Here is a 26,036-nt window from a genome sequence, read left to right on the forward strand (position 1 = left end):
TGCGGCACTCACGCCGTATCTGCAACGCGCGGCCCACGCCCTTGGCGTTCTTTCGGACAGCATCGTGGACCTGTGGTGCCGGTTTAACCCGCGAGAAAACCGCCATCCGTGCAGAGGATATGGCCGACAACATAATCAGCCTCACTTGACAGCAGCCAGCACACCGCTGCTGCAACTTCCTCGGGATGGCCCATGCGCCGCAGGGGTAGGCTGGCCGCGACCTGACGCATGTCTGCAATGCCCGACGCCAGCATCATATCTGTCACCACGCGCCCCGGAGCAACGCCATTGATCCGCACGCCCTGCGGTGCATATTCCATGGCCGCCGAACGCGTCATGGAAATGGCGGCCGCTTTCGACGCAGAATATAGCGACAATCCAGGATTGGGATTACGTAGTCCGCTCACGCTTGTGTTGTTGACAATCGTCCCGCCACCAGAGGCCAGGAGCGCGGGTATTTGGTGGCGCATACAATGAAACACTGCTCGCACATTGGTGTCAAACACCTGACTATAGACAGCATCCGTCTGGTCAGCCAAGGAAGCTCGCTTCTCCTGAAACCCGGCATTGTTGAAAACCGCGTCCAGCCTCCCGAAGCGTTGCAGAAGTGTTCCGACCAGTTGCTCAACCTCCGCTTCACAGGCAACATCAGCCGTAACAAAGAGTGCCTCAGCGCCGATGGTCTCAAGTTCGGCGGCGACGTTTTGCCCGATAGCCTGCCTGCGACCCGCTATGACGACTGCCGATGCACCCTCGCGAGCCATTCGAAGCGCAGTAGCGCGGCCGATGCCGGTTGCACCTCCCGTGACCAGACATACTTTGCCTGCCAGCTTGCCGCCCGGCCGCCATTGTGGAACGGGTCCTGCCAGAATTACCGGATCGACATCATTCAACGCCATGCTCCATGTCTCCAGTTTTATTTTCTGTTCGGCTGGCCTGCAGGGCGCAGGCATAGGAATCCAAGCTCTCCGGCAAGTTACGACCTGCCTCGACGCCCATCCTCGTCAGCGCCTCCATCACCTGATGCCGTGCAAACGCATCGACCCGCTGCAGCGTCGATACACCTTGCGGGGTAAGCGACAAGGGCTTTACACGCGCATCGTCATTGCTGATTTCCTCTGCCAATTCACCGGCTTTGACCAGCTTGCGCACCATTCTGCTCACCGAGGATTTTTCCAGGATGAGGACAGCACTGAGATCGGAAGCCGTCATGGACCCGCGTGTGCCGATTTCAACCAACGCATGCACCGCAGAAGGCGGCAGATCAGTTGCCGCCAGTGTTGGCCGCAGGAAGCCAAGCTCCCGTACAAGACGGCGAGAGGCATCGCGAATCCGGGCAATATGAGATTCATCGTTGTAAGCAGTCATACCGCATCACCCTAAATAGTTGTTCCATACAACTATATGGGAATTCTTTATCGCTGGAAAGGGACCACATAATAGAAGCTTAGGATGAGCGCCTAAAAAGAGCCGCTGCTCCGCCAGTTTCAGCAAAGGTGTCATGCTAGAAGTTGACATAGGCCAGATTGACGAAAGGCTCAAAGGCAACGCGATTGGTATCAATTCGATAACCGAGCTCACCGAACACCTGTGCTGTGTGTGCATTGTATTTGGCAGATGTATCGTCTGAGAAACCAGGGAAACGACCGACCGGCGGATATTGATATCGTGCCACGTATAGGTCGCACCGCCCAAAAACCAAGATTACCCCATTGCGAACCGCCATATACGCCGAGGTGATAATTGTCGCTGTCACCTGAAGAATTTTGATCATCCACTTTAAGGGAGGTGTGACTATACCCAGCAAGCAGACCAAGGCGCCTTCAGGAATTCATTACTGTCGTCGATGGTTACAGGCGTGAATTTGTGTCCGGATTTGCGGAAGAAATCGGCAATGTTCAACTCGCCCGTCGTTCCGCTCTGCGCACCGATCGTGGCGCCATCCAGATCGCTCCCCTTGGTTATACCAAAAGACTTGCGCGTGAATGACTATCTTTGCGGCAACTGCTCAAGGAGCGGCGATTTTCGGCTTTATTTCTCAAAAGGTTTGCGCGGCGGTTGTTGTCAACGACAGTAAACTCACCGCTTGCTCTTTCATGCACGTTGGTCCTGGGTTTGGCAGGCCAAGTCGTCTTTAGTGTCGCCGCCGGCCCGTTGAAGTGTCCGGTCTCGCCATGCGACGCCCGGATGCGCGATATGGCCGCGCTGGACCTGACTTAACCTGCACCGGCTTCATGCAATGGCAGAGGGGAAAGCTGTGGATGAATATATTCGCTGGCAACCGACCCTTCCTTGAACGTGGAAACAATAGCTTCCGTTTCAAGAACAGTTCAGCCTATGAACCGGAAAAAGCGAAGGAGAAGAACAGAAACTTCACCACGGCATCAGATCCGAAACATACATAAAGGGCGGGTCAAATCTCGGTGGAAATAACGGATCAGTTCCTGGTGGAAATCAACAAGACGATATTTTGTTAAATCTTTGAAGCGACAAAATCGGAATCGCTGGCTCTGACAACGAGATTGGCTCCAACCAATATCTTCACTGCTGGCTGCACCTCAGAGCTATTGATCAGATCGTCAAGTATCGTCACGGCAAGATTGCCGATCTTACGCTTGGACACATCAACCGTCGTTAGCATTGGCTCCATAGTCGCACTTTGGGGCAGATTATCAAAGCCGATGATCGAAACATCTTCCGGAATCCGGATGCCTTTACCCTTCAACGCTTTGATGAAGCCATAGGCGATGATATCGTTGGTACAGAAATAGCATTCAGCCAGATCCAGACCCGAATGCAGCATGGCGCATGTATCACGATGAGCGCCTTCATAGGTTGATTCGACTGAGAGGATATCGCGTTCCTGGACGCTCAGTTCCAGACGCTTCATATTTTTGAGAAATGCATCGCGACGGAGGCTAAAATTCGTCGTCTCGGTGTGGCTGGCAACGAACCCAATGCGCGAAAAGCCAAGTTGCTTGAAGCGCGACAAGACCTTGAAGACAGCATCTTCATTGTTCATGTCGACGAAATTGGCCTCTATGACCTCATAAAACGTATCGATGAATACAGTGGGCAGTCCTAATCCTTGAATCATGTGGATATCTGCCGCTGTCAACTCGGTTCCCAACGCAATCACCCCACGGATCGGGGCGCCGGCCAGGGATTCAGCAACCACGCTGATAGGCTGCCCCTCAAAGCTGACGACCTCAAGCGTATAGTTGCGGCGGGTCGCTTCAGACGACATGCCGTCGATGTAATCCGAAACAAACACGCTATGATCACGATTGACCGTTTCGCCATGCTTGGCAATCTTCAAAAAGCGGATCGTCTCGCCTGCGCCTGTGCCGGTTTTGGCAGTGCGCGGCACATAGTTGAGCCTCGAAACCGACTCAAGAACACGCGCTCGCGTCTCGCCTGAAATCTCACCTTTGCCATTCAAAACTAGCGAAACGGTAGCGGGGGAAACGCCCGCATTCTCAGCAATATCCCTGACTGTAAAGGACTTTTTCTTCTTCATATTCTCCGCGCGACTATTCGGCATTAGGGGAAAAATGACGTGTCGTTTAGTAAACATAAACGCCGTGATTTAAAACGATTAGGGGAAATCCGTGCGTTAGGCAATCGAAATCCGACGATAACAGGCTTGACAGCCCACCACCTTCTGTTCAATGATTTAGTGAATAATGTATTTGTTTACTAAACATGGTAGGAGGAAACCATGCAGAAAACAAGCAACCAGCTTGCTATGCTTGTTGTCATCAATCTCGGATTGCTCGCCCTCGGCGCGTATATTTCGGGAGGATCGTTCCTTTCCCTGTTCAATCTCCAGTCCATGGCTGGTCAGGTTCCCGAAATCGGGCTTCTGGCCATCGGTGTGATGCTGGCGATGTGCGCCGGCAATGGCGGTATTGATCTGTCTGGCATTGCGCTGGCCAACCTTGCTGGCGTGCTTTCCGCAGTCATCGCCTCAATGTTTATCTCCAGTGCGGAGAACCAGCTTGGCTTCAGCCTCACATTTATGGGGCTGGCGCTGGCAATTGGTCTTGCCGGCGGGCTTATCAATGGAATCCTGATTGCGCGGTTCAATATCACGCCTATCCTCTGCACCCTTGGCACCCAGATGGCATTCATGGGGCTGGCTGTCGTGGTTTCAGGTGGTCGTGCGGTCATGGTGGGCAGCCCGGATCTGCTATCGCGTATCGGCAACGACATGTTCCACGCTGTTCCGATCAGCTTCCTGATTTTCATAGCGGTCGCATTGCTGATCGCAGCCGTAGTGCGCTTTACGCCTTACGGCTACTGGTTGATGCTGATGGGGACGAACCCGAAGGCCGCAGTTTTTGCAGGCTTTCCACGCAGCGGCGTTCTGATTGCTACCTATGCAACCAGCGGCCTGCTGGCGGGTTTTGCAGGCATCATCATTGCGGCGCGCAACGTCAACGTAAAGTTCGACTATGGCAGCTCGTACCTTCTGGTCGCAATTCTCATCGCCGTCATGGCGGGTGTGAAGCCCGAAGGTGGTTATGGGCGTGTCATCTGCGTGGTGCTGAGCGCCATTGCATTGCAGCTCATGTCCAGCCTGCTCAATTTCGGTGGCCTTTCCAATTTTGTACGCGACTTCGCGTGGGGCCTGCTGCTGCTCGCTTTCCTCGCCGTCGCCAAATACGACATCGCAGGATTTTTCACCCTCGGCAATCGCCATAAGGAAACCATCGGTGCCCAACCCTCAGGCACCAGAACATAAACACTGGGGGCTGTAAGTGTGGAGGAAATCATGAAAGCAATAACGAAGAAACTACTCGCCGGTACGCTCATTGGCGCAGCAACGATCGCGGGCAGTGCTGGCACACTGGTCGCGCAGGAAAAGCCTGTTATCGCAACGGTCGTCAAGATCAGCGGTATTCCATGGTTTGATCGCATGAATACGGGTGTCGAAGCCTATCAGAAAGCAAATCCTGACGTGGTTGCAACGCAGAGCGGCCCTGCCACGGCCGACGCAGCGCAGCAGCTCCAGATCGTGCAGGACCTCGTCGCCAAGGGCGTCAACGCGCTTGCGGTCGTTCCCATGGACCCGGCTGTTCTCGAAGGTACGTTCAAGCGCGCCATCGAACGCGGCATCGTTGTTGTGACTCATGAAGCCGACAACCAGATCAACACGATGGCCGACGTTGAAGCCTTCGACAATGCTGATTACGGCACAGCGCTGAACGAACGTCTTGCAGAGTGCATGGGCAAGGCTGGCAAGTGGACAACGTTCGTTGGTTCGCTTGGCAGCCGCACACATATGCAGTGGGTTGGCTCGGCTGAAAAAAATGCCAAGAAATACGCTGACATGCAGCTCGTCGATCCAAACAACGAATCCTTCGACGATGCCAATGGCACCTATGAAAAGGCCAAGGAAATCCTGCGCAAGCATCCTGACCTCAAGGGCTTCCAGACTTCTGCTGGTAACGACGTACTCGGCGTCGGCCGAGCAATCGATGAAGCCGGTCTGAGTGGCAAGGTTTGTCTGGTCGGCACCGGCCTGCCAAATCCGTCGGCCGATCTTCTGGAATCCGGTGCCATCACGGCCATCGGCTTCTGGGATCCGCAGAAAGCTGGCATGGCGATGAATGCAGTCGCAAAGCTTCTGCTTAAAAAGCAGGACGTCAAGGACGGCACCGATCTTGGCGTTGAAGGCTATAACAGCGTCAGCGTGAAGAAGGGTGCAGGCGAAGGCCTTCTTGTGGTCGGTAATGGCATGGTTGTCGCAGACAAGAGTACCTACAAGAAGCATCTCTTCTAGTCGCTCTCACGCAGGCTGCCGGCCTATGCTGCGAGGACATCGTTCAGCCTCGCAGCATAGCGTCAAAAGCCGGGATGCTTTCTGAAAGCGGAAAGCATTCAAGTACCTGAACCGGGCTGATTTGTCATTTCAAACCCATGATTTAGAGCGCATCCCGAAAAGGGTGAAACGTTTCCGGAAAACATGCGCGGCAAATAAAAAGCCAACCGGTCCGAAGCTGGCGCCAATCGCAATGTTGCGTGTTGGTACGGCAACAAAGGAATTCAACGTGTCAACTACGACGAACAATAGGGCGAGCAAAGACCTGTCCGCGGAACGTTTTCTCGAACTGCGCAACATCCATAAGCGGTTTGGTGGCGTCCACGCGTTGCGTGGCATTGATCTGACGATTGATCTTGGCGAGGCCTATCATCTCTTGGGTGAAAATGGCTGCGGCAAGAGTACCGTCATCAAGATCATGTCTGGCGCCCACGCGCCCAGCGAAGGCGAGATTATTCTCGGCGGCAAAACCTATACATCGCTGAACCCGATCCAGTCTCTGGCCGCTGGTATCGAGACTGTCTACCAGGACTTGTCGCTTATTCCCAATCTGACCGTCGCTGAAAACGTAGCGCTGAATGAGCAGCTCGTTGAAGGCAATGGCAAATTGTTTCGCAGTGTCAAGCTTTCGCAACTCCGTCAGACAGCAGAACGGGCGCTGAGCACGGTTGGTCTGCCAACCGACAAAGCTTTCCTGAACACCATCGTATCCGAACTCCCGCTTGCAGTGCGCCAGCTCGTTGCCATTTCGCGCGCCATCGCGACACGCGCCAAGCTTGTCATCATGGATGAGCCGACGACATCGCTGACACGCCGCGAAGTGGACAATCTCATTGCAGTCGTCGAACATCTGCGCACTGAGCGCGTTGCTGTGCTTTTCGTGACGCACAAGCTCGATGAATGCTACCGCATCGGCGGTAACGCAGTCGTATTCCGCGATGGCCAGTGCGTGGCACAGGGACCAATCGAGAATTACACCAAGAAACAACTCTCCGAACTGATGATCGGCAGAGCAATTGATGCCGAACGCTATCGCACGGCCAAGCCCGGCGAAGCAGAACTGCTGAAACTTGAAGACCTAACGGCACGGGGCTTCAAAGACGTCGGATTTACACTGCGCGAGGGTGAAATCCTCGGCATCACGGGGCTTGCCGACTCCGGGCGCAATGAACTCGCCATGGCAATCACCGGCATCTCTCCGGCAGATTCCGGCTCGATCAGCCTTGAGAGCCGTAAGATTGCAGTCAAAAGCCCGGCGGACGCTATCGAGCTGGGCATCGGCTATGTTCCGGAAGACCGACTTGCGGAAGGCCTGTTTCTCGACAAGTCGATTTTTGAGAACGAAATCGCATTGATCTTCAGAAGACTCAGCAACAGCCTGGGCATTGTCGATCAGAAGCAAGGGCGAACCATCGCAACTTCGCTGATGAAGGAAATGCGGCTCAACACAACAAATCTCGACCTGCCGGTGGGCGCACTTTCGGGTGGAAACCAGCAACGCGTTCTGATCGGCCGGTGGCTGAGCATCGGGCCGAAACTGCTAGTACTGCATGGCCCGACCGTCGGTGTCGATGTGGGATCCAAGGATACAATTTATCGCGCAATTCAAGCCTTGGCGGAAGCCGGTATGGGGCTGATCATTGTCAGCGATGATCTGCCCGAGCTCCTGCAGAATACCGACCGCATCCTCGTCATGAACTCGGAAAGCGTTGTTGCCGAGTTCGATGCGTCACAGGCAACCGAAGACCAGCTCTATCAAGCCATGATGTCGCCGCAGAAGGAATATGCCCAATGAGTGCGCCGCAATATCATCAAGATCTGGGCCGCGCCCACGCCTTCGAGCCGGGTGAGTTCATTCGCAGACGCCCGGAATCGATCACATTCTTTCTGCTCGTCGCGATCTGCACGCTTGTTTCCATCGCCAACCCAGCCTTCCTACAGGCTTCGACGCTGATCGATATTGGTCGCGCCAGTGTTGTGATGGGCCTCTTTGCACTGGGTGTTTTCATCATTCTTGCAGCTGGCGGCATTGATGTTTCGTTCACCGCGATTGCGGCCTGCACGGTCTATTCACTGACTCTGTTGGTGCAGGCCTACATGCCGGAACTGCCGATTATCGTCATCATTTTGATGGCGATTGCGGGTGGCGTTTTCCTTGGCGTTCTCAATGGTTTGCTGGTGCACCACCTCAACGTGCCATCCCTGATCGTCACCATCGGCACCCAGTATCTTTTCCGCGGCTTCCTGCTGGCTTTTGTCGGCACAGTCTGGATCATGTCTCTGCCACCGACAATGGGCGCTTTCGGTCGCCTGCCACTGTTCCAGTTTAAATCTGCAACGGGCGCGACCATCACCATGCCATTCTATTTCCTAGTGCTGCCTGCTGCTGCCATTCTGACATGGTGGATTTTAAATCGCACACTGATGGGACGCGCCATTTTCGCGATGGGTGGCAATAGCCAGATCGCCAGCCGTCTTGGCTATAACCTGCGCACTATCCGTATCTTCCTATTTGGCTATGCAGGTGGTCTGGCCGGACTTGCAGGTATCATCCACGTTTGCGCCAACCGCCAGTCCAGCCCGTTCGACTTTGTCGGAACCGAAATCAGTGTCATTGCAGCCGTGGTTCTCGGCGGCGCGCGTATCACAGGCGGCACCGGCACCGTGTTCGGCACTATCCTCGGCGTGCTGCTCATTGTCGTCATCAACAGTGTTCTGGTGCTCATCGGCATTCCCAGTACGTGGCAGCGTCTCGTCGTTGGCTGCTTCATCCTGCTGGCCGCTGCCTTCTTTGTCACCCGCCAACGCAAGAAATAACCCGATACTCTCAAGAGGAAATCATGAAGAAATTCCTGAACGATCCCGTCAATTTCGTGGATGAGATGCTTGAAGGCATCTATCGAGCGCATCCCCAACTCACCTATGTCGATAATGACAAGCGCTGCATGGTCACGGCCAACACGAAATCCGGCAAGGTTGGCATTGCAACCGGCGGCGGTTCCGGCCATCTGCCGCTGTTTCTTGGCTATATCGGCGAAGGCATGATCGACGGCGCAGCTGTCGGCGGCGTCTTCCAGTCGCCAAGCTCGGAGCAGATGTACCAAGTGACAAAAGCCATCGATCAGGGCGCCGGCGTCCTTTACATCTACGGCAATTACAGCGGCGACCTTATCAATTTCGATATGGCTGCGGAACTCGCCGACCTCGATGGTATCGCGGTCAAGCAGGTGGTCGGCAATGACGACGTGGCGTCCTCGGTCGTCGGGGAAGAACACAAGCGCCGCGGCGTTGCCGGTATCTTCTTTGTCTACAAGGCAGCCGGCGCAGCTGCTGCCAATGGTCTGTCGCTTGACGAAGTGACGCGCCTCGCCGACAAGGCACGTCTGCGCACACGCACCATGGGTGTTGCCCTTTCGAGCTGCGTCGTACCGGAAATCGGTCATGCAACCTTCTCGATCGGCGAAGACGAAATGGAAATCGGCATGGGCATCCATGGCGAACCGGGTATCAGCCGCAAAAAACTGGCAAGCGCTGATGCAATTGTCGACGAGCTGATGGAGCGCATTTTCGCCGAACAGGCATATGCAAACGGCGATGAAGTCGCTGTTCTGGTCAACGGTCTAGGCGGCACGCCGCTCGAAGAACTCTACATCATGTTCCGTCGTGTTTCGCAGCTCTTTGACGCGCGTGGCGTCAAGGTCAAACATGTCTGGATCGGCGAGTTCGCCACCTCGATGGAAATGGCTGGTGCCTCGGTTTCTATTCTGCATCTTGACGAAGAGCTGGAACCTTTGATTGCCGCCTCGGCAAATACGCCATTCTTCAAACATCTTGCGGGTTGAGGTCAGGTTATGAACGTCATTACAGCATCAGACCTGATCAATCTGTTCGATAACTGGAAGCAGCTCTTTGCCGAGCAGCGCGAGTTCCTTATTGCACTTGACGGCAAGGTCGGCGACAGCGATCTCGGCATCACCATGAGCAAGGCCTTTGCCGCCGCTGCCGAAGCGGCCCGCGCTGAAGGCGAAGCTGCCGGTATCGCAAAATTGCTTCGCACCGCCGGTGCCACCATGGCCCGCGTGGCACCATCGACGATGGGCACGCTGACCGCAACCGGCTTTCTGCGTGCGAGTAAAGCCTGCGAAGACGTGAACGAGCTGGGCGCCGGGGAAATAGCTGTTTTCTGGCGGGCATATCGCGATGGCATTGCCGAACGCGGCAAGGCGAAAGTCGGAGACAAGACCCTTCTCGACGTGCTTGACCCGATTGCAGTCACGCTCGAAAGTCGGGCTGCCGCTGGCGCCTCACTGGCTGAGGCGCTTTCAGCAGCATCCAAAGCCGCCGAAGATGCTCTCGAAGCAACCAAATCGATGGTCGCCCAGCACGGTAAGGCTGCAGCCTTTCAGGAAAGGACAATCGGCCTTCAGGATGCAGGCGCAACAGTGGGCGTTTTGCTAATCAAGAGCATGTCGGCTTTCGTATCGTCCAACGCTTAATCGCATATATAATTGTTAAATTGGGCCCGAACCTCATCAAGGTTCGGGCTTTCGATTCTGTCGCACATTGGAACGGCCCGCACTATAATTATAGCTCGCTCGCCTCGGCATTTTCAGCCTCGGCGGCGCCATGCCTGGGTCCTGACCAGCACAGCACGAGACAATCCCGCATGAACAAGACGTGCCAGCACATTTGTGTAAAAGATCATCATGCCCATGGCTGCCGCTGGTGCGATATCGCCGGCGTCATCCATATTGAGCACCGCAACGGAGGCCAGTGCCGTATCGGCAGAATAGATGAAGACCACGGCTGAAACAGTGGTCATCGCATTCACGAAGAGATAGATCGAGATGTCGAGAATAGCCGGCAGACAAACTGGAACGGTCACCCGGGCGAACAGCTTGTAGAAAGGCTGTTTCAACGAAGCGGCAACGGATTCAAACTCCTGATCGATCTGCTTGAGGGCCGTGAGAGCCGTCAGATGCCCCACCGTGTAGAAATGGGTAATGGTGCAGACAACCAGAATGGTCATTGTGCCATAGATCGAATGCAGTGGGTTGGCAGGATTGTTGAAGAAGAAAATATAGGCAAGTCCCAGCACCAGACCCGGCACAGCCATGGGCAGCATTGCCAGGAAATGGAAAATGGCGCGGCCTTTCCAGAACCCTTCCGTCTTTTCCACCATATAGGCGCCGGTGAAAACGATAATGGTTCCGAATATCGCTGTCAGCCCGGCGAGCTGGATGGAATTCTTATAGGAGCCCCAGCCGCCGCCATCCATATGGTTAAAGGCAAAATTCTTCAGGCTGAGACTGAGATCGTAAGGCCAGAACTTGACCAGTGCCGCCAGTTGGCAAACCAGCAATATTCCGACGATGAACGCAGCCACCAATGCACACCAGACGAGGCAAAGGCGGTCGAACCGCCGGTTCGGCTTCGGCTCATAGGGAACGGATCGTGCCGAAAGCAGTGCAACCTGCTTTTTCTGCACCAGACGATCGACAACAAACGCGGCAAGTGCAGGCACAAGCAGGATCACCGAGACAACAGCGCCCATTTCAAAATTCTGCTGGCCGATGACCTGCTTGTAAATATCGACCGCCAGGACATTGTACTGGCCACCGATCACCTTCGGCAGGCCAAAATCCGTGATTGCCAGCGTGAACACAACGAAAGCCGCCGAGATGAGCCCATAACGTGCTCCCGGTATGGTAACGGTCCAGAAGGTACGCCAGCGGCTAGCACGCAATGACGCCGCAGCCTCGTAATGGCGCTGGTCGGAAATGGCGAGCGCCGTTGAAATAATGATCAGCGCGTGCGGAAACGTGAAAAAAACGGAACCGACAACGATGCCCAGCGGTCCGTAGATGGATGCACCAAACAGCACATCCCGGATCATACCCTGATTGCCGAAGAGATAGATCAAGGCAATGCCGGGCAAAAGCGAAGGCACAAGAATTGGCGCCATTGCGATCATACGGAACACACCCTTGTATCGCATGCAGCTGCGGTTCATCGCATAGGCAAAGCCAAAGGCGATACCAACTGTCAAAACAGTGCTGATAACCGCTATGAACAATGAATTCTGGATGGACCGGAACAGCGTCGGTGTAGAAAAATAGCTGACATAATTATCGAAACCGGTGGATCGTGACGATCTCAGCGCAACACGGCGAAAAGTGTTGGAATCCACCTCCTGCCATTGAGTGCCCCGATGCAGGTCCGAGCCGATCAGATAGGTCGCATCATCCGTGGTGCCGCGTATTCGGTATTTTACCGGGCTGCGGAAGCTGAAGTCTGGAAAGAAGCTGGTCGCGGCGAGCCTGCCATCGGCGTTCGTTGCAAGCTTATCTGGCGGGAGCACCAAAAGCCTGTCATTCAGCACAGCTGCGGTGGTGGCTTGAGTGAAATTACCGGCCGCATCGCTCACCTGAAACTCGTACCGGGTCAGGTCAAAACTATAGGTGGAGAACGATTTCGATAGCATTACATAAAGCGGCGCAGCCAGTGCAACGATCAGATAGAGCGAAATGACGATCATCAAGCCGCGTTTGACCAGATCATCTGTGTCCAACTGAAGTCTTGGTGTCTTGTGTGGAAGCGGTATGAGCAAATCAGTGACTGCTGCCATGGTGACCTCCGTTCGGAAACACCAGAAGGCGGTCGGCGGGCAGCTCCACCGTCAAAGCCCCACCTTCAGCAAGGCCAAGACGCCGGGCAGCATTGATCGAGAAGTCCGCGATGAGAACCTCGTCTCCAAGCCTTTCACCGCGCAAACGGGTCCGCCAGAAGGAACCGAGAAACTCCATCTTGCCAATGATGACGTCGATGAGATTCGCCGTGTCGCCCGATTTGGATCCTGTCTCGTATGGAATGACATCCTCCGGGCGTATCGCCACAATGACGGGTTCATTCACACCGAAAGCATGCTGACGACAATTCAGGTGACCGTTGCCGAAAGCCACATCATGGCTGTCTGTTGCGCGTGCCTGCAACTTGTTGGTCTCACCAATGAAATCGGCAACGAACAAAGTGCGAGGATGCCGATAAACTTCGGTTGGCGTGCCAACCTGTTCGATGATGCCATGGTTCATGACAACGATGCGATCCGCCATCGACAGCGCTTCTTCCTGGTCGTGAGTGACCATGATGGTCGTGACGCCAAGCTTGCGCTGCAATTCCTTGATCTCGTGGCGCAAATGCACGCGTACCTTCGCGTCCAGCGCCGAGAGTGGTTCGTCAAGCAGCAATAGGCCGGGGGAAATGGCTATAGCCCGGGCGAGAGCGATGCGCTGCTGCTGACCGCCAGAGAGCTGCGCCGGATATTTACCGGCTTGATCCTGAAGGCCGACCAAGAGGAGCAGTTCTTTTACCCGGTCTGCGATTTCACGCCGCGACCGCCTGGCATTCTCAAGTCCGAAGGCAATATTCTTGGCAATGGTCAGATTGGGAAACAGGGCATAGGATTGAAACACAATGCCGTAGTCCCGTTTTGACGGAGGCAGTGTGGAGATATCCTTGCCGCCCTGCTGAATAGTTCCCCGGCTTTGCAAATCAAGTCCGGCAATTGCCCGCAGAAGTGTGGTTTTCCCACAGCCGGACGGTCCAAGGAAACAAACGAACTCACCTTCCTTGATATCAAGCGAGACGTCTTTCAACGCATGAAATTCGCCAAATGCTTTCCACAAATTCGAGATTTGCAAATACGCCGGGCCACTGGATGGTGTCATTGGGCGCACCTCCGTGGGCGTTGCCGCAGAGCGAGCAAGAGTTTCATGTCTCATGGGGGCACCTCGCAAGGATTGATAAGGGGTGCCGCCTGGGCGGCACCCGGTTCAAATGCTGAATGCCCTCAGCTTTTCGGTTCCGATTTGGAATCGTAGCGTGTGTTCCACTCCTTGAGGATCGCGTTGCGGTTGGTCGCAGCCCACTCAAAGTCATTCTTGATCATCTTCGAGGCGACATCCGTCGGCAGGTTCTCGACAGGCTTGGCAACACCCGGCATTGCCAATACGGCATAGCCGACATTGTACATTTCATTGGCCTTCTTGCTGATCGACCAGTCCATCAGCACCTTGGCTGCCTCAAGCTTGGGTGTACCGGCAATAATAGCACCAGCTTCTGCTTCCCAGCCTGAGCCCTCTTCCGGGAAGATAATATCGATGGGGGCTCCGGCAGACTTTGCCTTGGCACCGGGAAATTCAAAGGAGACACCAATGACAGTCTCTCCAGCGCCAGCCATCTTGCATGGCTTCGAACCGGAATGGGTGTAGCTCGAAATATTCTTGTGCAGCCCGTCCATAAAGGACCAGGCATCCTTTTCGCCGAACATCTGCAACCAAGCCGAAACATCAAGGAAACCTGTACCGGACGAGGCCGGATTTGGCATCACGACATGATCTTTGTATTCGGGCTTGGTCAGATCTTTCCAGCTTTTTGGCGGGGTCAGGCCGAGCTTCTTACCTTCAACGGTGTTGTAGCAAATCGCCGCCACGTAGGCATCCATCCCCACCCAGCTCGGCGGTGTGGAATTATCGACGAATTTTGGATCGAGCTTTTCGACACCAGCAGGGGCATAGGGCTCCAGCATGCCTTCGCTCTTCAGCATCAACAGCGAAGATGCCGCGACACCCCAGACCACGTCAGCTTGCGGATTGTTCTTTTCGGCAAGGAGTTTGGCCGTCATGACACCCGTGGAATCGCGCACCCAGTTGATCTTGATATCCGGATGATCGGCATTGAACGTGTCTGCATAACGCTGCAGATCAACCGCCTCGAAGGCGGTGTAAACGGTCAATTGAGTCTCGGCATAGGCTGCCGATGACAGAAGCGTAAGGGCAAAGGCGGCAAGCGCCACAGATTTGTGCGTGTTCATGACTTGGTTCCCATTTTTTAAAGATCGGCTTATGCGCTTTTTTGCTTGGGAAAGGTTCGCCGCCGTCAACCGAGAAATGTCTCATCTTGCCAGAACGCGCCCAGTCCATACGTTGATAGTGCGGAACACCCTTTGATAAGTAAAATCTATTTATCTGATATTATTATTGAAAAAATCGATGATATGACTGACAATGGAAGCGGAGAAAATCCAGCATTTACAAATGAAAAGAGAGCGCATTGCGCCCTCTTTTCGCGTCAAAAACAATGGTTCATTCAGGCCCAGGGCAGTGAATAGGTCTTGATATTCGTGTAACTCTTCATGGCCTCGGAAACGCCTTCCTTATAGCCATTCCCGGAATCCTTGATGCCGCCGAAGGGAGACATTTCAATCCGATAGCCCGGGACTTCCCAGATATTGACCGTGCCGACCTGAAGACCCGTAATGTATTTCTGCATGCGGCGGAAATCATTGGTGCATACGCCCGACGATAGGCCAAAGGCGGTGGAATTGGACAGCGCTATCAAAGCGTCGTCATCATCCGGAGCACGGATAATCGGGATGATTGGACCGAAGGTTTCCTCCATGACAAGCTCGGAAGCATGAGGCACGTGATCGACAACAATCGGCGGAAGCAAGGCACCTTGCCGTCCGGGATTGTAGAGGACATCGGCACCCTGCTCTGCCGCCATATGCACGCGATCTTCGAAGAGAGCTGCGGCTCTTTCATGAACCACGGTTCCAAGATCCGTCGAACGATCCATCGGATCACCGAAGCGCAGTTTCTTCGCCCGTTCCAGCACCAGCGGCACGAACCGGTCAGCGACCTTCTCCTGACACAGGATGCGCTTGACCGCAGTGCACCGTTGGCCGGAATTCTTGGTCGCGCCGGCAACTGCAAGATCAGCGGCTTTGGCAAGATCATCGTCGCTCAGATCATTGAGGATGATGAGCGGATCGTTGCCGCCAAGTTCCAGTACGGCGCGCTTATAGCCCGCTGTACTGGCAATCATCTTGCCGACAGGAACGCCGCCGGTGAAGGTGATGAGCTCAATGTTCGGATTGGTGATCATCTCCAGGCCGATATCCGCCGGCCACCCGGTGACAACGGACAGCATTTCCGGTGGCAAACCGGCTTCGTAGAGAATATCGGCCAGCACGAGGGCCGTCATCGGCGTTAGTTCCGTTGGCTTGCAGACAACGCAATTGTTGGTGGCGATAGCCGGAGCAATCTTGTGCGACACCATGTTGAGCGGGTGATTAAAGGGCGTGATCGCGGAGATCGCCTTCAACGGCTCACGCATGGTGAAGATTTTCCGCGCCTTGCCGTGTGGGGTCAGATCACAGGAAAAAATCTGACCATCGTCCTGAATGCACATCTGCGCCGACAGAGTAAATACATCATAAGCCCGGCCCACCTCGTAGAGTGAATCGGCTTTGGAGATACCCAGCTCCAGTGTGATCAGATTGGCGATCTCTTCCCTGCGGCTGGCAAGCGCTTCGGCCGTGCGAAACAATATCTGCTGACGTTCATAGCGCGTCAGCTTCGGCTTGTAATTCGCTGCGATCTGGAAAGCTTGCCGCGCATGCTCCGTCCGGCCAGCTGGAACCGTACCCACCACTGCACCGGTATAGGGGTAGTGAACCTCGATCACACCGTCTGCATCGACCTTCCGCCCTGCTATGCGCATCGGCTCGTGCCGTACGTTAAACTCTGCTTCCACCTTGACCATGATCCTGTTTCCCCGCGACTTATGCCAAGGCCGCGGCCATGGCGGCATAATGGAAGGCGTCGAAATTGCGCAGCTCCGGCGCATTCGGCAGATCAGGCAATTTGCGGTTGACGATGAAGGGCACTACCTGCTCGGTCAGACCGCCATGCGAACGCAATGGCTCGTTCAATGCCGCAAGGTCATGACGGTGTTCGCTCGTGCCGAGCGTCTTGTTTTCCGTGGAAAGGAAGACAATGTCACCAATCCGGTCATTGGGCAGTTCGAAACGCTCGCATGCTGCAGCATTGTCGAGCACCACATCAATGCCTTCAATCTCCGCCAAACGCGCCATGATATCGGCTTGATCGGCTCCGTCCGGCAAATACGCGGTGGCGAACGAACCCAGTGCGCCGTGATGCACGACATAGGGGTCGGTGATCGGCAGAATGACGCGAGCCGCATCCTTACCCAGCCAATCGTCGAGCAGATCCTGAACATAAATAACGTCCGGCGATCCGTCCGCCTTATGCTTCGGCTTCATGCCATGGTCAGCCGTAACGACAATCGCCGCACCCAAGGCGTCAAGTTCAGCCAGGTATTTGTCGAACATCTCATAGAATGCATTGGCCTCGGGAACACCCGGTGCATATTTGTGCTGCACATAGTCCGTGGTGGTCAGATACATCACGTCAGGTTTGAAGGTCTTCAGCAGCTTCACACCGGCCGCAAACACAAACTCCGACAATTCCGCCGAATAGACCTCTGGGACAGGTCTGCCCAGCCATACCGACGCATTGTCGATACCGTGCTCTGCCTTGGTTGATTTGTCAGACTTTTCTGACGAGAAGCAGATTGCGCGATCCTCATCGAACGCCAGACCATGGCCAAGCAAGGCACGCAGCTTATCCTTCGCCGTGACGACAGCCACGCGTGCACCGGCATCGTAATAGGCTTTGAAGATGGTCGGCGCGCGCAGGAAGCGCGGATCGTTCATCATCACTTCCTTGCCCGTCTCGCGCTCATAGAGGTAATTGCCGCAAATGCCGTGCACAGATGGCGGACGTCCGGTGGCAATCGACATGTTGTTGGGGTTGGTAAAGCTCGGGATGACGCTATGGGCCATGCGAACAGTGCCCTTCTCCTTGATTTTGACCAGAGCCGGCATCAGCCCCGCTTTGATCGCCTCATCGAGATAAGCGGGCTCGCAACCGTCGAGGCAGATTGCGATGGCCGTCACGCGCGGCCAAGCATAATTGCGGCCGTTGACGCTGACATTGACGGGGGACATCTGGTTCATCGGAATAATCCTTGTTTGTGAAGCGGTTCAGGCGGCAAGTTTGGCCCGTTCAGCGATAGCAGCGGCAGGAGGCGCCGCCGTATCAACACCCATCTCGCGCAGGGATTCTCTCGCAGCCTCGACGACGCGGCGCATGACGTGTTCGTCCATGCGGCCGATGCAGCCAACACGGAAGCTGTCCACGACGGTCAATTTGCCGGGATAAATGATAAAGCCCTTGTCCTTCATCAGTTCGTAGAAGCGATCGAACGAAAAGTCCGGATGGGCGGGATTGAAGAAGGTGACGATGATCGGCGAGAGCCAGCGGTCCTTGAGCAGGGTTTCAAAGCCAAGCTCGCGCATCCCTGCGACCATCACGTCGCGGTTGTTTGCGTAACGCGCACCGCGTCCGGCAACACCGCCTTCCACTTCGTGCTGGCGCAGCGCTACCAGAAAGGCTGCAACCACGTGCGTCGGCGGCGTATAGCGCCATTGTCCGGTCTTGATCAGATGCGCCCACTGTGCATGCACATCGAGGCTCAGTGAATGGCTGCGCCCCTTGGCGGCTTCCAGTTCGCTCTTGCGGGCAATGATGAAGCCGAAGCCAGGTACACCTTCGATGCATTTGTTGGCGGAAGAGACCATGGCCTCATAGCGGATTTCGTTCACGTCGAGCGAAATCGCACCGAATGCACTCATCGAGTCGATCAGCAGCTTGCGCCCCTTGGCATAGACGGTCTCCGAAATCTCGTGCACCGGATTAAGAATGCCGGAGCTGGTCTCGCAGTGGACGATGATCACATGGGTAATGGCGGGATCGGCGTCGAGCGCAGCCGCGACCTCAATTCCGCGTGGGGGCATGTAGTCGCCCTTGTCGATCACGGTATGGGCCCGGCCAAGATAGTCCAGCGTTTGTGCAATACATTGACCATACGCTCCATTGACCAAAACAAGCGTTTTACTATCCCGTGGCAGAAAACTGCCCAGCATAGCCTCAACGGCGAATGTGCCGCTTCCCTGCATAGGAACACAGTCAAACTCATCATTTTTGTCGCCGGTCAGCGCGAGGAGACGGCGGCGCATTTCTGCAGTCATGGCGCGAAAATCGCCATCCCACGAACCCCAGTCACGCAGCATCGCCTGCTTGACAGCATAGGAGGTAGTGAGCGGGCCGGGTGTCAGAAGATATGGTTCGCCAAGCTCTGGCGTATCGAATGGGGTTACCGCTGTAGTCTGGTTTCCGGTCAACATTGTCATTCCTCCTGACTGACATGAAGTGCTCTTGTCCATCATCTCCCATGGATACGATATATATGTAAAATCGTTATTTTGTATCTATGTATAAATCTAATCGATAAATCACGCATGAATTGAGACAACCCGGTACGGCATGAAAACCGGTCAGGCGGGTTGAGCCAGCCGGCTTTCCAGCAGATGACCATTCTGGGTCAGGATCGGATACGCCGCCGAGGCAAATAGAGAGTTGATCTCTTTGAACGCCCGTACCGCTTCCAGATGAATATCGCTGGTTTCGATGCTCTCCTGCGCACCGGATTGCAAACGATGCAAATGCCGTTCGTGGCTTTGGCGTTCGAGCTTGCGCATCCGCTCTTTTTCTATGACGAGTTGCCGCGCTGAAACCACATCCCCCGAAACCAGTACATTCATCGCGAGTTGCATATTGATGAGGACGCGCTCGTGTATTGCAGTCAATTCCGACCAGCCGGCCTTTGAAAAATGCAAATCCTTCTCATTTTTTTCCAGCGCAAGAACCAGAAGATTTTTGGCAATAATATCTCCGGCCCGTTCGAGATTGATACAGAAGTCTATCAACTCGATACCCCGCTGCGCTTCTAGCGCGGTCATGATTCCACGGTTGATTTCGGCGATATAGAGCTTGATGTCGGTGTGAGCGCGATTCACCTTGATGTCCAACTTTTGTGCCTGTTCGATCTGTGCCTTTGTACCGGCGTCAAGGAGTTTCATCACCGGCTGCAGCATAATCTCGACTACCTCGCCCATATGCAAAACCTCACGCGTTGCACTTGCCAAGGCCAAACCCGCAGTCCGAATGACTGTCCTGTCAAGCGCGCTTATGCGCTGCGAGGTCAGGTCATTCACATCGCTTTTCTGGGGCGCAATATCGGGAAGCATCAGCAAAACAAGCCGTTCGACAAGCCCGGTCAATGGAAGACAGAAAACAAGCAAACCAAGATTGAATGCCAGGTGAAAATTAACGAGCTGGCGCGCCTGGTTCGCGCCGAACAGATCAAGGGGGACAGCCGTCAGATGCAGTATTATCAGCACAATCACAGCGGCGATGCCGCGAAATATGAGATTGCCAAGGGGCAATCGCCGGGCTTGCAAACCCTGACCGCGTGTCAGCCAAAACCCGATCAAACCTCCACCAAGGTTGGCGCCCAGTATAAAGACGAATCCTACCTCTGTAGGCAAAAGACCCTGCATCGCAAATGTAACAAACAAGAGGATTGCCGCAACGCTGGAATGGATCAGCCAGGTGAAAAGCGCTGCCACGAAAAATGCTGTCAGATAATCCTCCTTGAGATAGCCTATCGCTACCGGCAAAAATTCGCTGTGCCGCAAGGGCGCGGTTGCCTCGGCAATCATGTGCAGCGACAAGAGAATGAATGCTATTCCAAGCAGGATGCGCCCTATTTGAACAATCAGCAGCGACTCAAACTTGAGAAAGAGGGTTCCACCAGCCAGCAACAAGACTGGAATCATCCAGCTGAGATCAAAGGACAGTATCTGTACGACCATCGCCGAACCAAGATCGGCTCCGAGTAGTATCGCAAGCCCCGTCGAAACCACCAGAACACCGCTGGCGGCAAAGCCGGACGCAAGAACGGCGACCGCCGTTGAACTTTGCAGCACCACCGCAAGCGCTGCGCCCGCTGCGGCAGCCTTGATCTTACTGTTCCTTGTGCCACGCAGTGCTTCACGCAAACTGGATTCAAAAGCGCGCTCGACACCGGTTCGAACCATCCGGACAGCCCACAGCAACAGCATCGTTGCACCGGAAAGATGGAGAAGGACTAGTGAAAACTGCATGACAACGGCTCCCTCCGGAACCGTGCAAAGAGGCGACTGATCCCAATACAGACTCAATTGAGCATGCACATAAATCAAATCGTTAGTTTCGATATTTATATTAACAAAACTTATGATAGGTTCGCGCTGAACTGCTGGGAGATATTTATGCGCTACGTTCAGCTTCGTGCCTTTCACCATGTGGCAATCTACGGCGGGTTTTCCCGTGCGGCCGAGATGCTGTTCCTGACCCAGCCGGCGATTTCCGATCAGGTGCGCAAGCTCGAAGAAGAATATGACATCCTGCTGTTCAATCGGAACAAGAAGCAGGTGACCCTGACGGAAGCCGGACAGCGGCTTCTAGAAATAACCCACCGCATGTTCGATACGGAGCAGCAGGCACTGGAACTTCTTTCAGAATCTCGCGCCCTGCGCGCAGGGACGTTGCGTATCGTCGCCGATGCGGCGCACCATCTCCTGCATATTCTCGGCACATTTCGCGAGAGATATCCAGGCATTCAGGTTTCCGTACGTGCAGGCAATACCGAGACCGTGATCAGCAGCCTCTATAGCTATGAGGCCGATATTGGCGTCCTGGGCGAGGTCCCTACAGGGCGTGATTTTGAAATACTCAAGCTCAATTCAACCCCCATCGTCGCCTTTGTCTCCACCGAACACCCGCTCGCCGCAGCAAAATCACTGACCCTGGAAGAGCTGACGCATTTCCCGTTGGTCATGCGCGAGCGCGGCTCGAAAACCCGGCAAAAATTGCAGGAGCGCGCTGCCAGCATGGGCTTTGACCTCAAGCCAGCCATAGAGGCCGAAGGCCGCGAGGCCGTCCGTGAAATCGTGGCATCCGGCGCTGGCGTTGGCTTTGTGTCATCCGCCGAGTTTGGCAAGGATAATCGTCTTGTGCAGATCCCCATCGCCGGGCCGGACGTGCTGATGGACGAAGCACTCATCTGCCTGCGCGAGCGCAGCGCAGGCAAACTGGTGCGTGTCTTTCTCGACATCGCCAAGTCACTGGCACCGGCAGCCTAAGCAGCTGCCTGTACCGTTACGATATCGGCCTTCACCCGATCAGACTTTGGATCATAGGGACTGCGCATATGCGCAGTCGCCGGGTAAAGTTCGCCCGCCAGATCGATCGAGAAGCTGCCGCTTTCGATAAACTCCTTGCTGACACCATCCGGATGTTCGAGCAATCCAAGCGCCACTGAACAGCCAAGCGTATGGCCATAGGCGCCCGAGCGAACCTCGCCAACCGGTTTGCCATCGCACAAGATCAGTTCGCCGCCCCAAAGCATCGGGACGCTATGATCTACCGTAAACTGCACAATGCGCCGGCGTAGCACGCCACCTTCCCTTGCCTTGACCAGCGCGTCCTTCCCGATGAAACCGCCGGGTTTGTCCAAGGCGACAGCAAAGCCAAGACCGGCTTCGAAAGGATTGATGTCAGGCGTTAGTTCCCGGCTCCAGGCTCGGAAGCCCTTCTCGAGGCGCAGTGCTTCAAGGGCATAGTAACCAGCGTCGATGAGCCCCAGTTCGCGCCCCGCTTCGTGCAATGTCTCGTAAACACCAACGGCAAATTCCGTCGGCACGATGAGTTCCCAGCCGAGTTCGCCGACATAGGTCATACGGTTGGCGTAGGCTGTGGCATAGCCGATGTCGATTTCGCGGATCGTCGCGAAGGGAAAGCCCTCGTTCGACAAATCCGCTGACGTGACTTTACTGAGAACAGCGCGGGAATTTGGGCCCATCAGCGCAAGAACGGAGTAAGAGGAGGTAACATCCGTGAGACAGGCATGCGAACCTTCCGGCGTATTCCTGCGGATCCAATCAGTGTCATGCACCGCCTGAGCCGAGCCTGTCACGATGAGGAATGTATCGGCCGCAAGCCGCATCACCGTCAGATCAGTTTCATAGCCGCCGCGTTCGTTCAGCATGCCGGTATAGACCGAGCGGCCGATTTCAACATCGACGTCGGCGGCGCACATGCGGTTGAGTACAACGCAGGCGTCCCGCCCCTGTACCAACAGTTTTGCGAAAGACGTCTGGTCAAAGAGCGCCACTGTTTCGCGGGTCGCCTTCATTTCGCGCTTCACCGCCTCATGCCAGTTCTGACGACCAAAGGCATATTGTGTTTGCGGTTCTTCATCCGCCGCGGCGAACCAGTTTGCCCGTTCCCAGCCCATTTTAGAACCAAAGCACGCACCTTTGGCAGCAAGACGGTCATAAAGCGGCGAGCGGCGGAAGGGACGAGCCGTATCGAGCTCACGATTTGGCCAGGGCATGGCGTAGTGCAGGCCAAGCGTCTCCTTGACCCGGTCATGCAGCCATCGCGGATTGTTGTTGAACGAGGCAAAACGGCGAATATCGACCGGCCACAAATCCATGGTTGGGGCGCCATTGACGATCCATTCGGCCAGTGCCCTGCCCGCGCCGCCGGCACTGGCAATGCCCATCGAATTGAAACCTGCGCCAACAAAGAAATTCTTCAATTCCGGCGCTTCGCCAAGAATGAAGTTGTTATCAGGCGTAAAGCTCTCGGGGCCGTTGTAGAACTTGCGCACTTCCGCATGTTCCAGCTGCGGCACCCGGATCAGCGCATTCTGCATCAGTATTTCGAACTGATCCCAGTCGTCGGGCAGCAATGCGAATTCAAAGTTCTCCGGAATACCGCTCATTCCCCACGGCTTGGCCTCCGGCTCAAACCCGCCCATGACAAGGCCGCCGACTTCTTCCTTGAAATAGATGAAACCATCGGGATCGCGCAGCACTGGAAGATCGGGATGAACGCCCTCGATCTTTCCGGTCACGATATACATGTGCTCAGCGGAATGCAGCGGAACAGACACACCGCACATCAGACCGACCTGCCGGGCCCATTCCCTTGGAGAAACGACATCCACGTCAACACCCTGAGCACGCGCCGAGGCGGCGGTGCGCTTCAGGACAGTCATGCGGTCCTGCGTGCGGGCAACCGCAAGCGAACCGCAGTTCTTCCAGCCGGTTGCAAGACCGGTTTCAGCCTCCAGTTCGCTGTAGAGTTTGGTCGAATATTTGATCAGGCCTGTCATGTTGGCATGGCTGCGAAGCTGCCCAACAAGGCCCGCCGCGTGCCACGTGGTGCCTCCACTGAGCTGGCCCTGCTCCAGGAGAACCACATCGGTCCAGCCAAGTTTGGTCAGGTGATAGGCGACAGAACAACCGATAATGCCCCCACCGATGATGACTAGACGTGCCTGTGTTGGAAATGCTTTCGTCATGACGATCCACCCATCAAAAAGAGATGAATCATCCTACGCAGCAAAATGCAACATATCAACAATAAATATCACATAATGCAACATTCAGCGTAATGGAAACAGGAGTTCCACGCCCCTTTCAACCAGAACGTTCAATAAAACATCCTTGGGTCGCCGATCCGTAATGATCCCAGCCGCCTTCACAGTGTTTGAAATCTTCATCGGCGTCAGACGCCCAAACTTCGAGCTATCAAGAACGAAATATGCCTTGTACGCCTTAGAAATCATTTGCGAGCGCAATAAGGAGCCGGCCGTTGTAAAATCGGTAATGTCTCCATCGGGCGATACGGCCCCTCCTCCAAGAAACGCGATATCGATCCGAAAACGCTCGACAGCCTGCAATACATCCAAACCGGCTGCTGCCTCCTCCCGCGGATCGATTTCACCGCCGAGAATGTGCGCCTTGATGTTTGGCTGATGGCACAAGAACAGAGCAATCGCTAGACTGGACGTGCACACGGTCAAATTCAAACGCGAACCAGCCAGTGCATGGGCGACCGCAAGAGTCGTGGTTCCGGAGTCAAGGAAGACGACCATACCATCCTCGACCAACGCCGCCGCAATTCCTCCGATAACACGCTTGCCTTGCGCGTTTTCACGGGTCCGTTCGCCCAAACCCGGCTCAACTGCATCAAAGCGTACGGCTCCGCCGTGAATAAGTTCAAGTTGCCCCTTGTCGCCCAGGAGTTTGAGATCTCTTCTTATTGTTTCGCGTGACACCTCAAAAAATGCCGACAAATCGGCAATGCTCACAGATCCATCGGAAGCAATTCGCCTCAGGATTTCGTCGTGCCGGCGCGGAGCAAGCGCTTTGTTTGCGTGATTGTGTGATTCAGACATGATTATAAATTGCCCGCATGCTGCCCTCGTTTAAAGGTGCCACTATAAATGGTTGGACATCGGGATGAATCGCAACGGTCATACGCCGACAGTGCAATAAATATCACATTTTGCAACACAATACTTGCAGGTGCCGACGGTTCTGTTGCAACGGCTGAGCTAAGGCTTGATGCCGAACAGGATGCGACAGGCCCTTACTCAGCCAACCGCCCAGGCCGATCGTGAACTGCGCGGATCATGTCGAACTCGTCGAAATGTCGGCCGAGTTCGCGCATCGCTTCGACACGCCCCTGAACTGTCTTGCTGCGCTGCTTTGCCACAGAATCGATCAGCAGATTGAGAATCACCGTGAGACTGGCAGATGAGTCCCAGAAGGTCTCGACAAAGGTTTCTCCCTGGAGCACGAGATCGGTATAGTCGTAGGCCCAATTGGTGAACTTGTCCGTAACGATGATCAGTGGCATGCCCGTTTCCTGCGCCTTCTGCGCAAGTAGAACGCCCGTCCGCGCGTAGGCGTAGGTGTCAAGCAACAAGAGGCAATGGCTCTCGCCAACCATGTCGAATATCTCGGCGAAAACACCGGTATGATTATCGGCAAAACGCACGCTTGGCCGAACATATTGCAGCCTGCTCGCAAAATCGATGGCCATCCCCCGCGACGCCTGGAACCCCACCACGGTCACGAACTGCGCGTTGGCCAATGCCTCAACGCAATACCGCCAGCGTGGCAGCGTCGCCAGCTTGTAAGCTTCGGTGATGGCCTCCAGCTCGCGCTCAAGGCTCTTTTCCAGAGTCTGTTCGCCCAGCGAATCGAGCCTCAGGCGCTTGAAGACGTTGTCCATGCCGACTGCCTCTGTGTCAGGAGCAGGCTTCAGCGCCTCTTTGAAATCCTTGAGGTTGGCGTAGCCGAGCTGGCGAATGAAGCGGATTACCGTCATCTCGCTGAGCCCCAGTGCTGCGGCAAGAGAGGCACCAGTCTCGTAGGGCAGACTGTCCCAGTTATCGCGCAGATGCGAAGCGATCATTCGCGCCGAGCGCGACCATCCCATATCCTCACCCGCAAGTCCCCGCTCAAGGATTGTATTGAGATCCGTGTCAAGGCCGCGCTTGGTGGCGCGCTTGGAGCTGTCAGCGCCCATGCTTTCCTCCC

22 protein-coding genes and 1 pseudogene are annotated in these 26,036 nt (G+C 55.2%); 7 read left to right on the forward strand and 16 right to left on the reverse strand.

Going from position 1 to position 26,036, the window contains the following annotated elements:
• Positions 1–83: 83 nt before the first annotated feature.
• The 6 genes and pseudogenes from ACZ25R_RS06075 to ACZ25R_RS06100 form a co-directional block, all read right to left on the reverse strand.
• The gene (locus tag ACZ25R_RS06075) at positions 84–899 is read right to left on the reverse strand and encodes an SDR family NAD(P)-dependent oxidoreductase (protein WP_472460418.1); all 816 of its coding nucleotides are present in this window, start codon (positions 897–899) and stop codon (positions 84–86) included.
• Positions 886–1,368, reverse strand: a complete 483-nt coding sequence (locus ACZ25R_RS06080; protein ID WP_472460419.1) for a MarR family winged helix-turn-helix transcriptional regulator — start codon at positions 1,366–1,368, stop codon at positions 886–888. The genes ACZ25R_RS06075 and ACZ25R_RS06080 overlap by 14 nt, the downstream gene beginning before the upstream one ends.
• A gap of 136 nt (positions 1,369–1,504) precedes the next feature.
• Complete coding sequence (locus tag ACZ25R_RS06085) at positions 1,505–1,588, reverse strand: hypothetical protein (RefSeq protein ID WP_472460531.1); 84 nt, start codon at positions 1,586–1,588, stop codon at positions 1,505–1,507.
• The gene (locus ACZ25R_RS06090) at positions 1,578–1,778 is read right to left on the reverse strand and encodes a hypothetical protein (RefSeq protein ID WP_472460420.1); all 201 of its coding nucleotides are present in this window, start codon (positions 1,776–1,778) and stop codon (positions 1,578–1,580) included. The genes ACZ25R_RS06085 and ACZ25R_RS06090 overlap by 11 nt, the downstream gene beginning before the upstream one ends.
• A 40-nt stretch (positions 1,779–1,818) precedes the next feature.
• Positions 1,819–1,980 (reverse strand): annotated as a pseudogene (locus tag ACZ25R_RS06095) (amino acid ABC transporter substrate-binding protein); the annotation flags it as partial.
• Between the two features lie 493 nt (positions 1,981–2,473).
• Positions 2,474–3,520: a LacI family DNA-binding transcriptional regulator gene (locus tag ACZ25R_RS06100; protein WP_472460421.1), complete on the reverse strand. Its 1,047-nt coding sequence runs from the start codon at positions 3,518–3,520 to the stop codon at positions 2,474–2,476.
• 201 nt (positions 3,521–3,721) lie between these two features.
• On the opposite strand from ACZ25R_RS06100, the gene ACZ25R_RS06105 reads away from it, so the two are divergent.
• The 6 genes from ACZ25R_RS06105 to ACZ25R_RS06130 all read left to right on the forward strand — a co-directional run bounded on the left by ACZ25R_RS06105 (position 3,722) and on the right by ACZ25R_RS06130 (position 10,323).
• Positions 3,722–4,747 (forward strand): ABC transporter permease, encoded by a 1,026-nt coding sequence (locus ACZ25R_RS06105; protein ID WP_472460422.1) that lies wholly within the window; start codon positions 3,722–3,724, stop codon positions 4,745–4,747.
• Positions 4,748–4,777: 30 nt separating this feature from the next.
• Complete coding sequence (locus tag ACZ25R_RS06110) at positions 4,778–5,788, forward strand: substrate-binding domain-containing protein (RefSeq protein ID WP_464663524.1); 1,011 nt, start codon at positions 4,778–4,780, stop codon at positions 5,786–5,788.
• A 268-nt stretch (positions 5,789–6,056) separates the two neighbouring features.
• On the forward strand, positions 6,057–7,622 hold the full coding sequence (locus ACZ25R_RS06115; protein WP_472460423.1) for a sugar ABC transporter ATP-binding protein: 1,566 nt from the start codon (positions 6,057–6,059) through the stop codon (positions 7,620–7,622).
• On the forward strand, positions 7,619–8,644 hold the full coding sequence (locus ACZ25R_RS06120) for an ABC transporter permease (protein ID WP_472460424.1): 1,026 nt from the start codon (positions 7,619–7,621) through the stop codon (positions 8,642–8,644). Before ACZ25R_RS06115 ends, ACZ25R_RS06120 begins: the two co-directional genes overlap by 4 nt.
• Positions 8,645–8,667: 23 nt before the next feature.
• Positions 8,668–9,669, forward strand: coding sequence for a dihydroxyacetone kinase subunit DhaK (locus ACZ25R_RS06125; RefSeq protein WP_472460425.1), 1,002 nt, complete (start codon positions 8,668–8,670; stop codon positions 9,667–9,669).
• Positions 9,670–9,678: 9 nt separating this feature from the next.
• Complete coding sequence (locus tag ACZ25R_RS06130; protein WP_472460426.1) at positions 9,679–10,323, forward strand: dihydroxyacetone kinase family protein; 645 nt, start codon at positions 9,679–9,681, stop codon at positions 10,321–10,323.
• Between the two features lie 113 nt (positions 10,324–10,436).
• Here ACZ25R_RS06130 and ACZ25R_RS06135 read toward each other — a convergent pair whose 3' ends face one another.
• From ACZ25R_RS06135 to ACZ25R_RS06165, 7 genes are all read right to left on the reverse strand, one after another.
• Positions 10,437–12,455, reverse strand: coding sequence for a putative 2-aminoethylphosphonate ABC transporter permease subunit (locus ACZ25R_RS06135; RefSeq protein WP_472460427.1), 2,019 nt, complete (start codon positions 12,453–12,455; stop codon positions 10,437–10,439).
• On the reverse strand, positions 12,439–13,608 hold the full coding sequence (locus tag ACZ25R_RS06140) for a putative 2-aminoethylphosphonate ABC transporter ATP-binding protein (RefSeq protein ID WP_472460532.1): 1,170 nt from the start codon (positions 13,606–13,608) through the stop codon (positions 12,439–12,441). Before ACZ25R_RS06140 ends, ACZ25R_RS06135 begins: the two co-directional genes overlap by 17 nt.
• Before the next feature lie 68 nt (positions 13,609–13,676).
• Complete coding sequence (locus tag ACZ25R_RS06145; protein ID WP_472460428.1) at positions 13,677–14,699, reverse strand: putative 2-aminoethylphosphonate ABC transporter substrate-binding protein; 1,023 nt, start codon at positions 14,697–14,699, stop codon at positions 13,677–13,679.
• A 275-nt stretch (positions 14,700–14,974) separates the two neighbouring features.
• A complete protein-coding gene (gene phnY, locus ACZ25R_RS06150; protein WP_472460429.1) occupies positions 14,975–16,432 on the reverse strand; it encodes a phosphonoacetaldehyde dehydrogenase in 1,458 nt (485 codons plus the stop codon).
• Positions 16,433–16,451: 19 nt separating this feature from the next.
• Positions 16,452–17,708, reverse strand: a complete 1,257-nt coding sequence (phnA, locus tag ACZ25R_RS06155) for a phosphonoacetate hydrolase (protein ID WP_472460430.1) — start codon at positions 17,706–17,708, stop codon at positions 16,452–16,454.
• Positions 17,709–17,735: 27 nt separating this feature from the next.
• Positions 17,736–18,938: a 2-aminoethylphosphonate--pyruvate transaminase gene (locus tag ACZ25R_RS06160; RefSeq protein ID WP_472460431.1), complete on the reverse strand. Its 1,203-nt coding sequence runs from the start codon at positions 18,936–18,938 to the stop codon at positions 17,736–17,738.
• A 150-nt stretch (positions 18,939–19,088) separates the two neighbouring features.
• A complete protein-coding gene (locus ACZ25R_RS06165) occupies positions 19,089–20,759 on the reverse strand; it encodes a Na/Pi cotransporter family protein (RefSeq protein WP_472460533.1) in 1,671 nt (556 codons plus the stop codon).
• Between the two features lie 147 nt (positions 20,760–20,906).
• Between ACZ25R_RS06165 and ACZ25R_RS06170 the strand changes: the two genes are divergently transcribed.
• Positions 20,907–21,779: a LysR substrate-binding domain-containing protein gene (locus ACZ25R_RS06170; RefSeq protein ID WP_472460432.1), complete on the forward strand. Its 873-nt coding sequence runs from the start codon at positions 20,907–20,909 to the stop codon at positions 21,777–21,779.
• On the opposite strand, the gene ACZ25R_RS06175 is transcribed toward ACZ25R_RS06170, so the two are convergent.
• The 3 genes from ACZ25R_RS06175 to ACZ25R_RS06185 form a co-directional block, all read right to left on the reverse strand.
• The gene (locus ACZ25R_RS06175) at positions 21,776–24,007 is read right to left on the reverse strand and encodes a GcvT family protein (protein WP_472460433.1); all 2,232 of its coding nucleotides are present in this window, start codon (positions 24,005–24,007) and stop codon (positions 21,776–21,778) included. The two genes, ACZ25R_RS06170 and ACZ25R_RS06175, sit on opposite strands and share 4 nt — an antisense overlap.
• An 84-nt stretch (positions 24,008–24,091) precedes the next feature.
• The gene (locus ACZ25R_RS06180; RefSeq protein WP_472460434.1) at positions 24,092–24,886 is read right to left on the reverse strand and encodes a DeoR/GlpR family DNA-binding transcription regulator; all 795 of its coding nucleotides are present in this window, start codon (positions 24,884–24,886) and stop codon (positions 24,092–24,094) included.
• A 194-nt stretch (positions 24,887–25,080) separates the two neighbouring features.
• Positions 25,081–26,025: a MurR/RpiR family transcriptional regulator gene (locus ACZ25R_RS06185; protein ID WP_472460435.1), complete on the reverse strand. Its 945-nt coding sequence runs from the start codon at positions 26,023–26,025 to the stop codon at positions 25,081–25,083.
• Positions 26,026–26,036: the final 11 nt, after the last annotated feature.

The sequence above is a fragment of the Phyllobacterium sp. RCAM01083 genome (assembly GCF_055685835.1).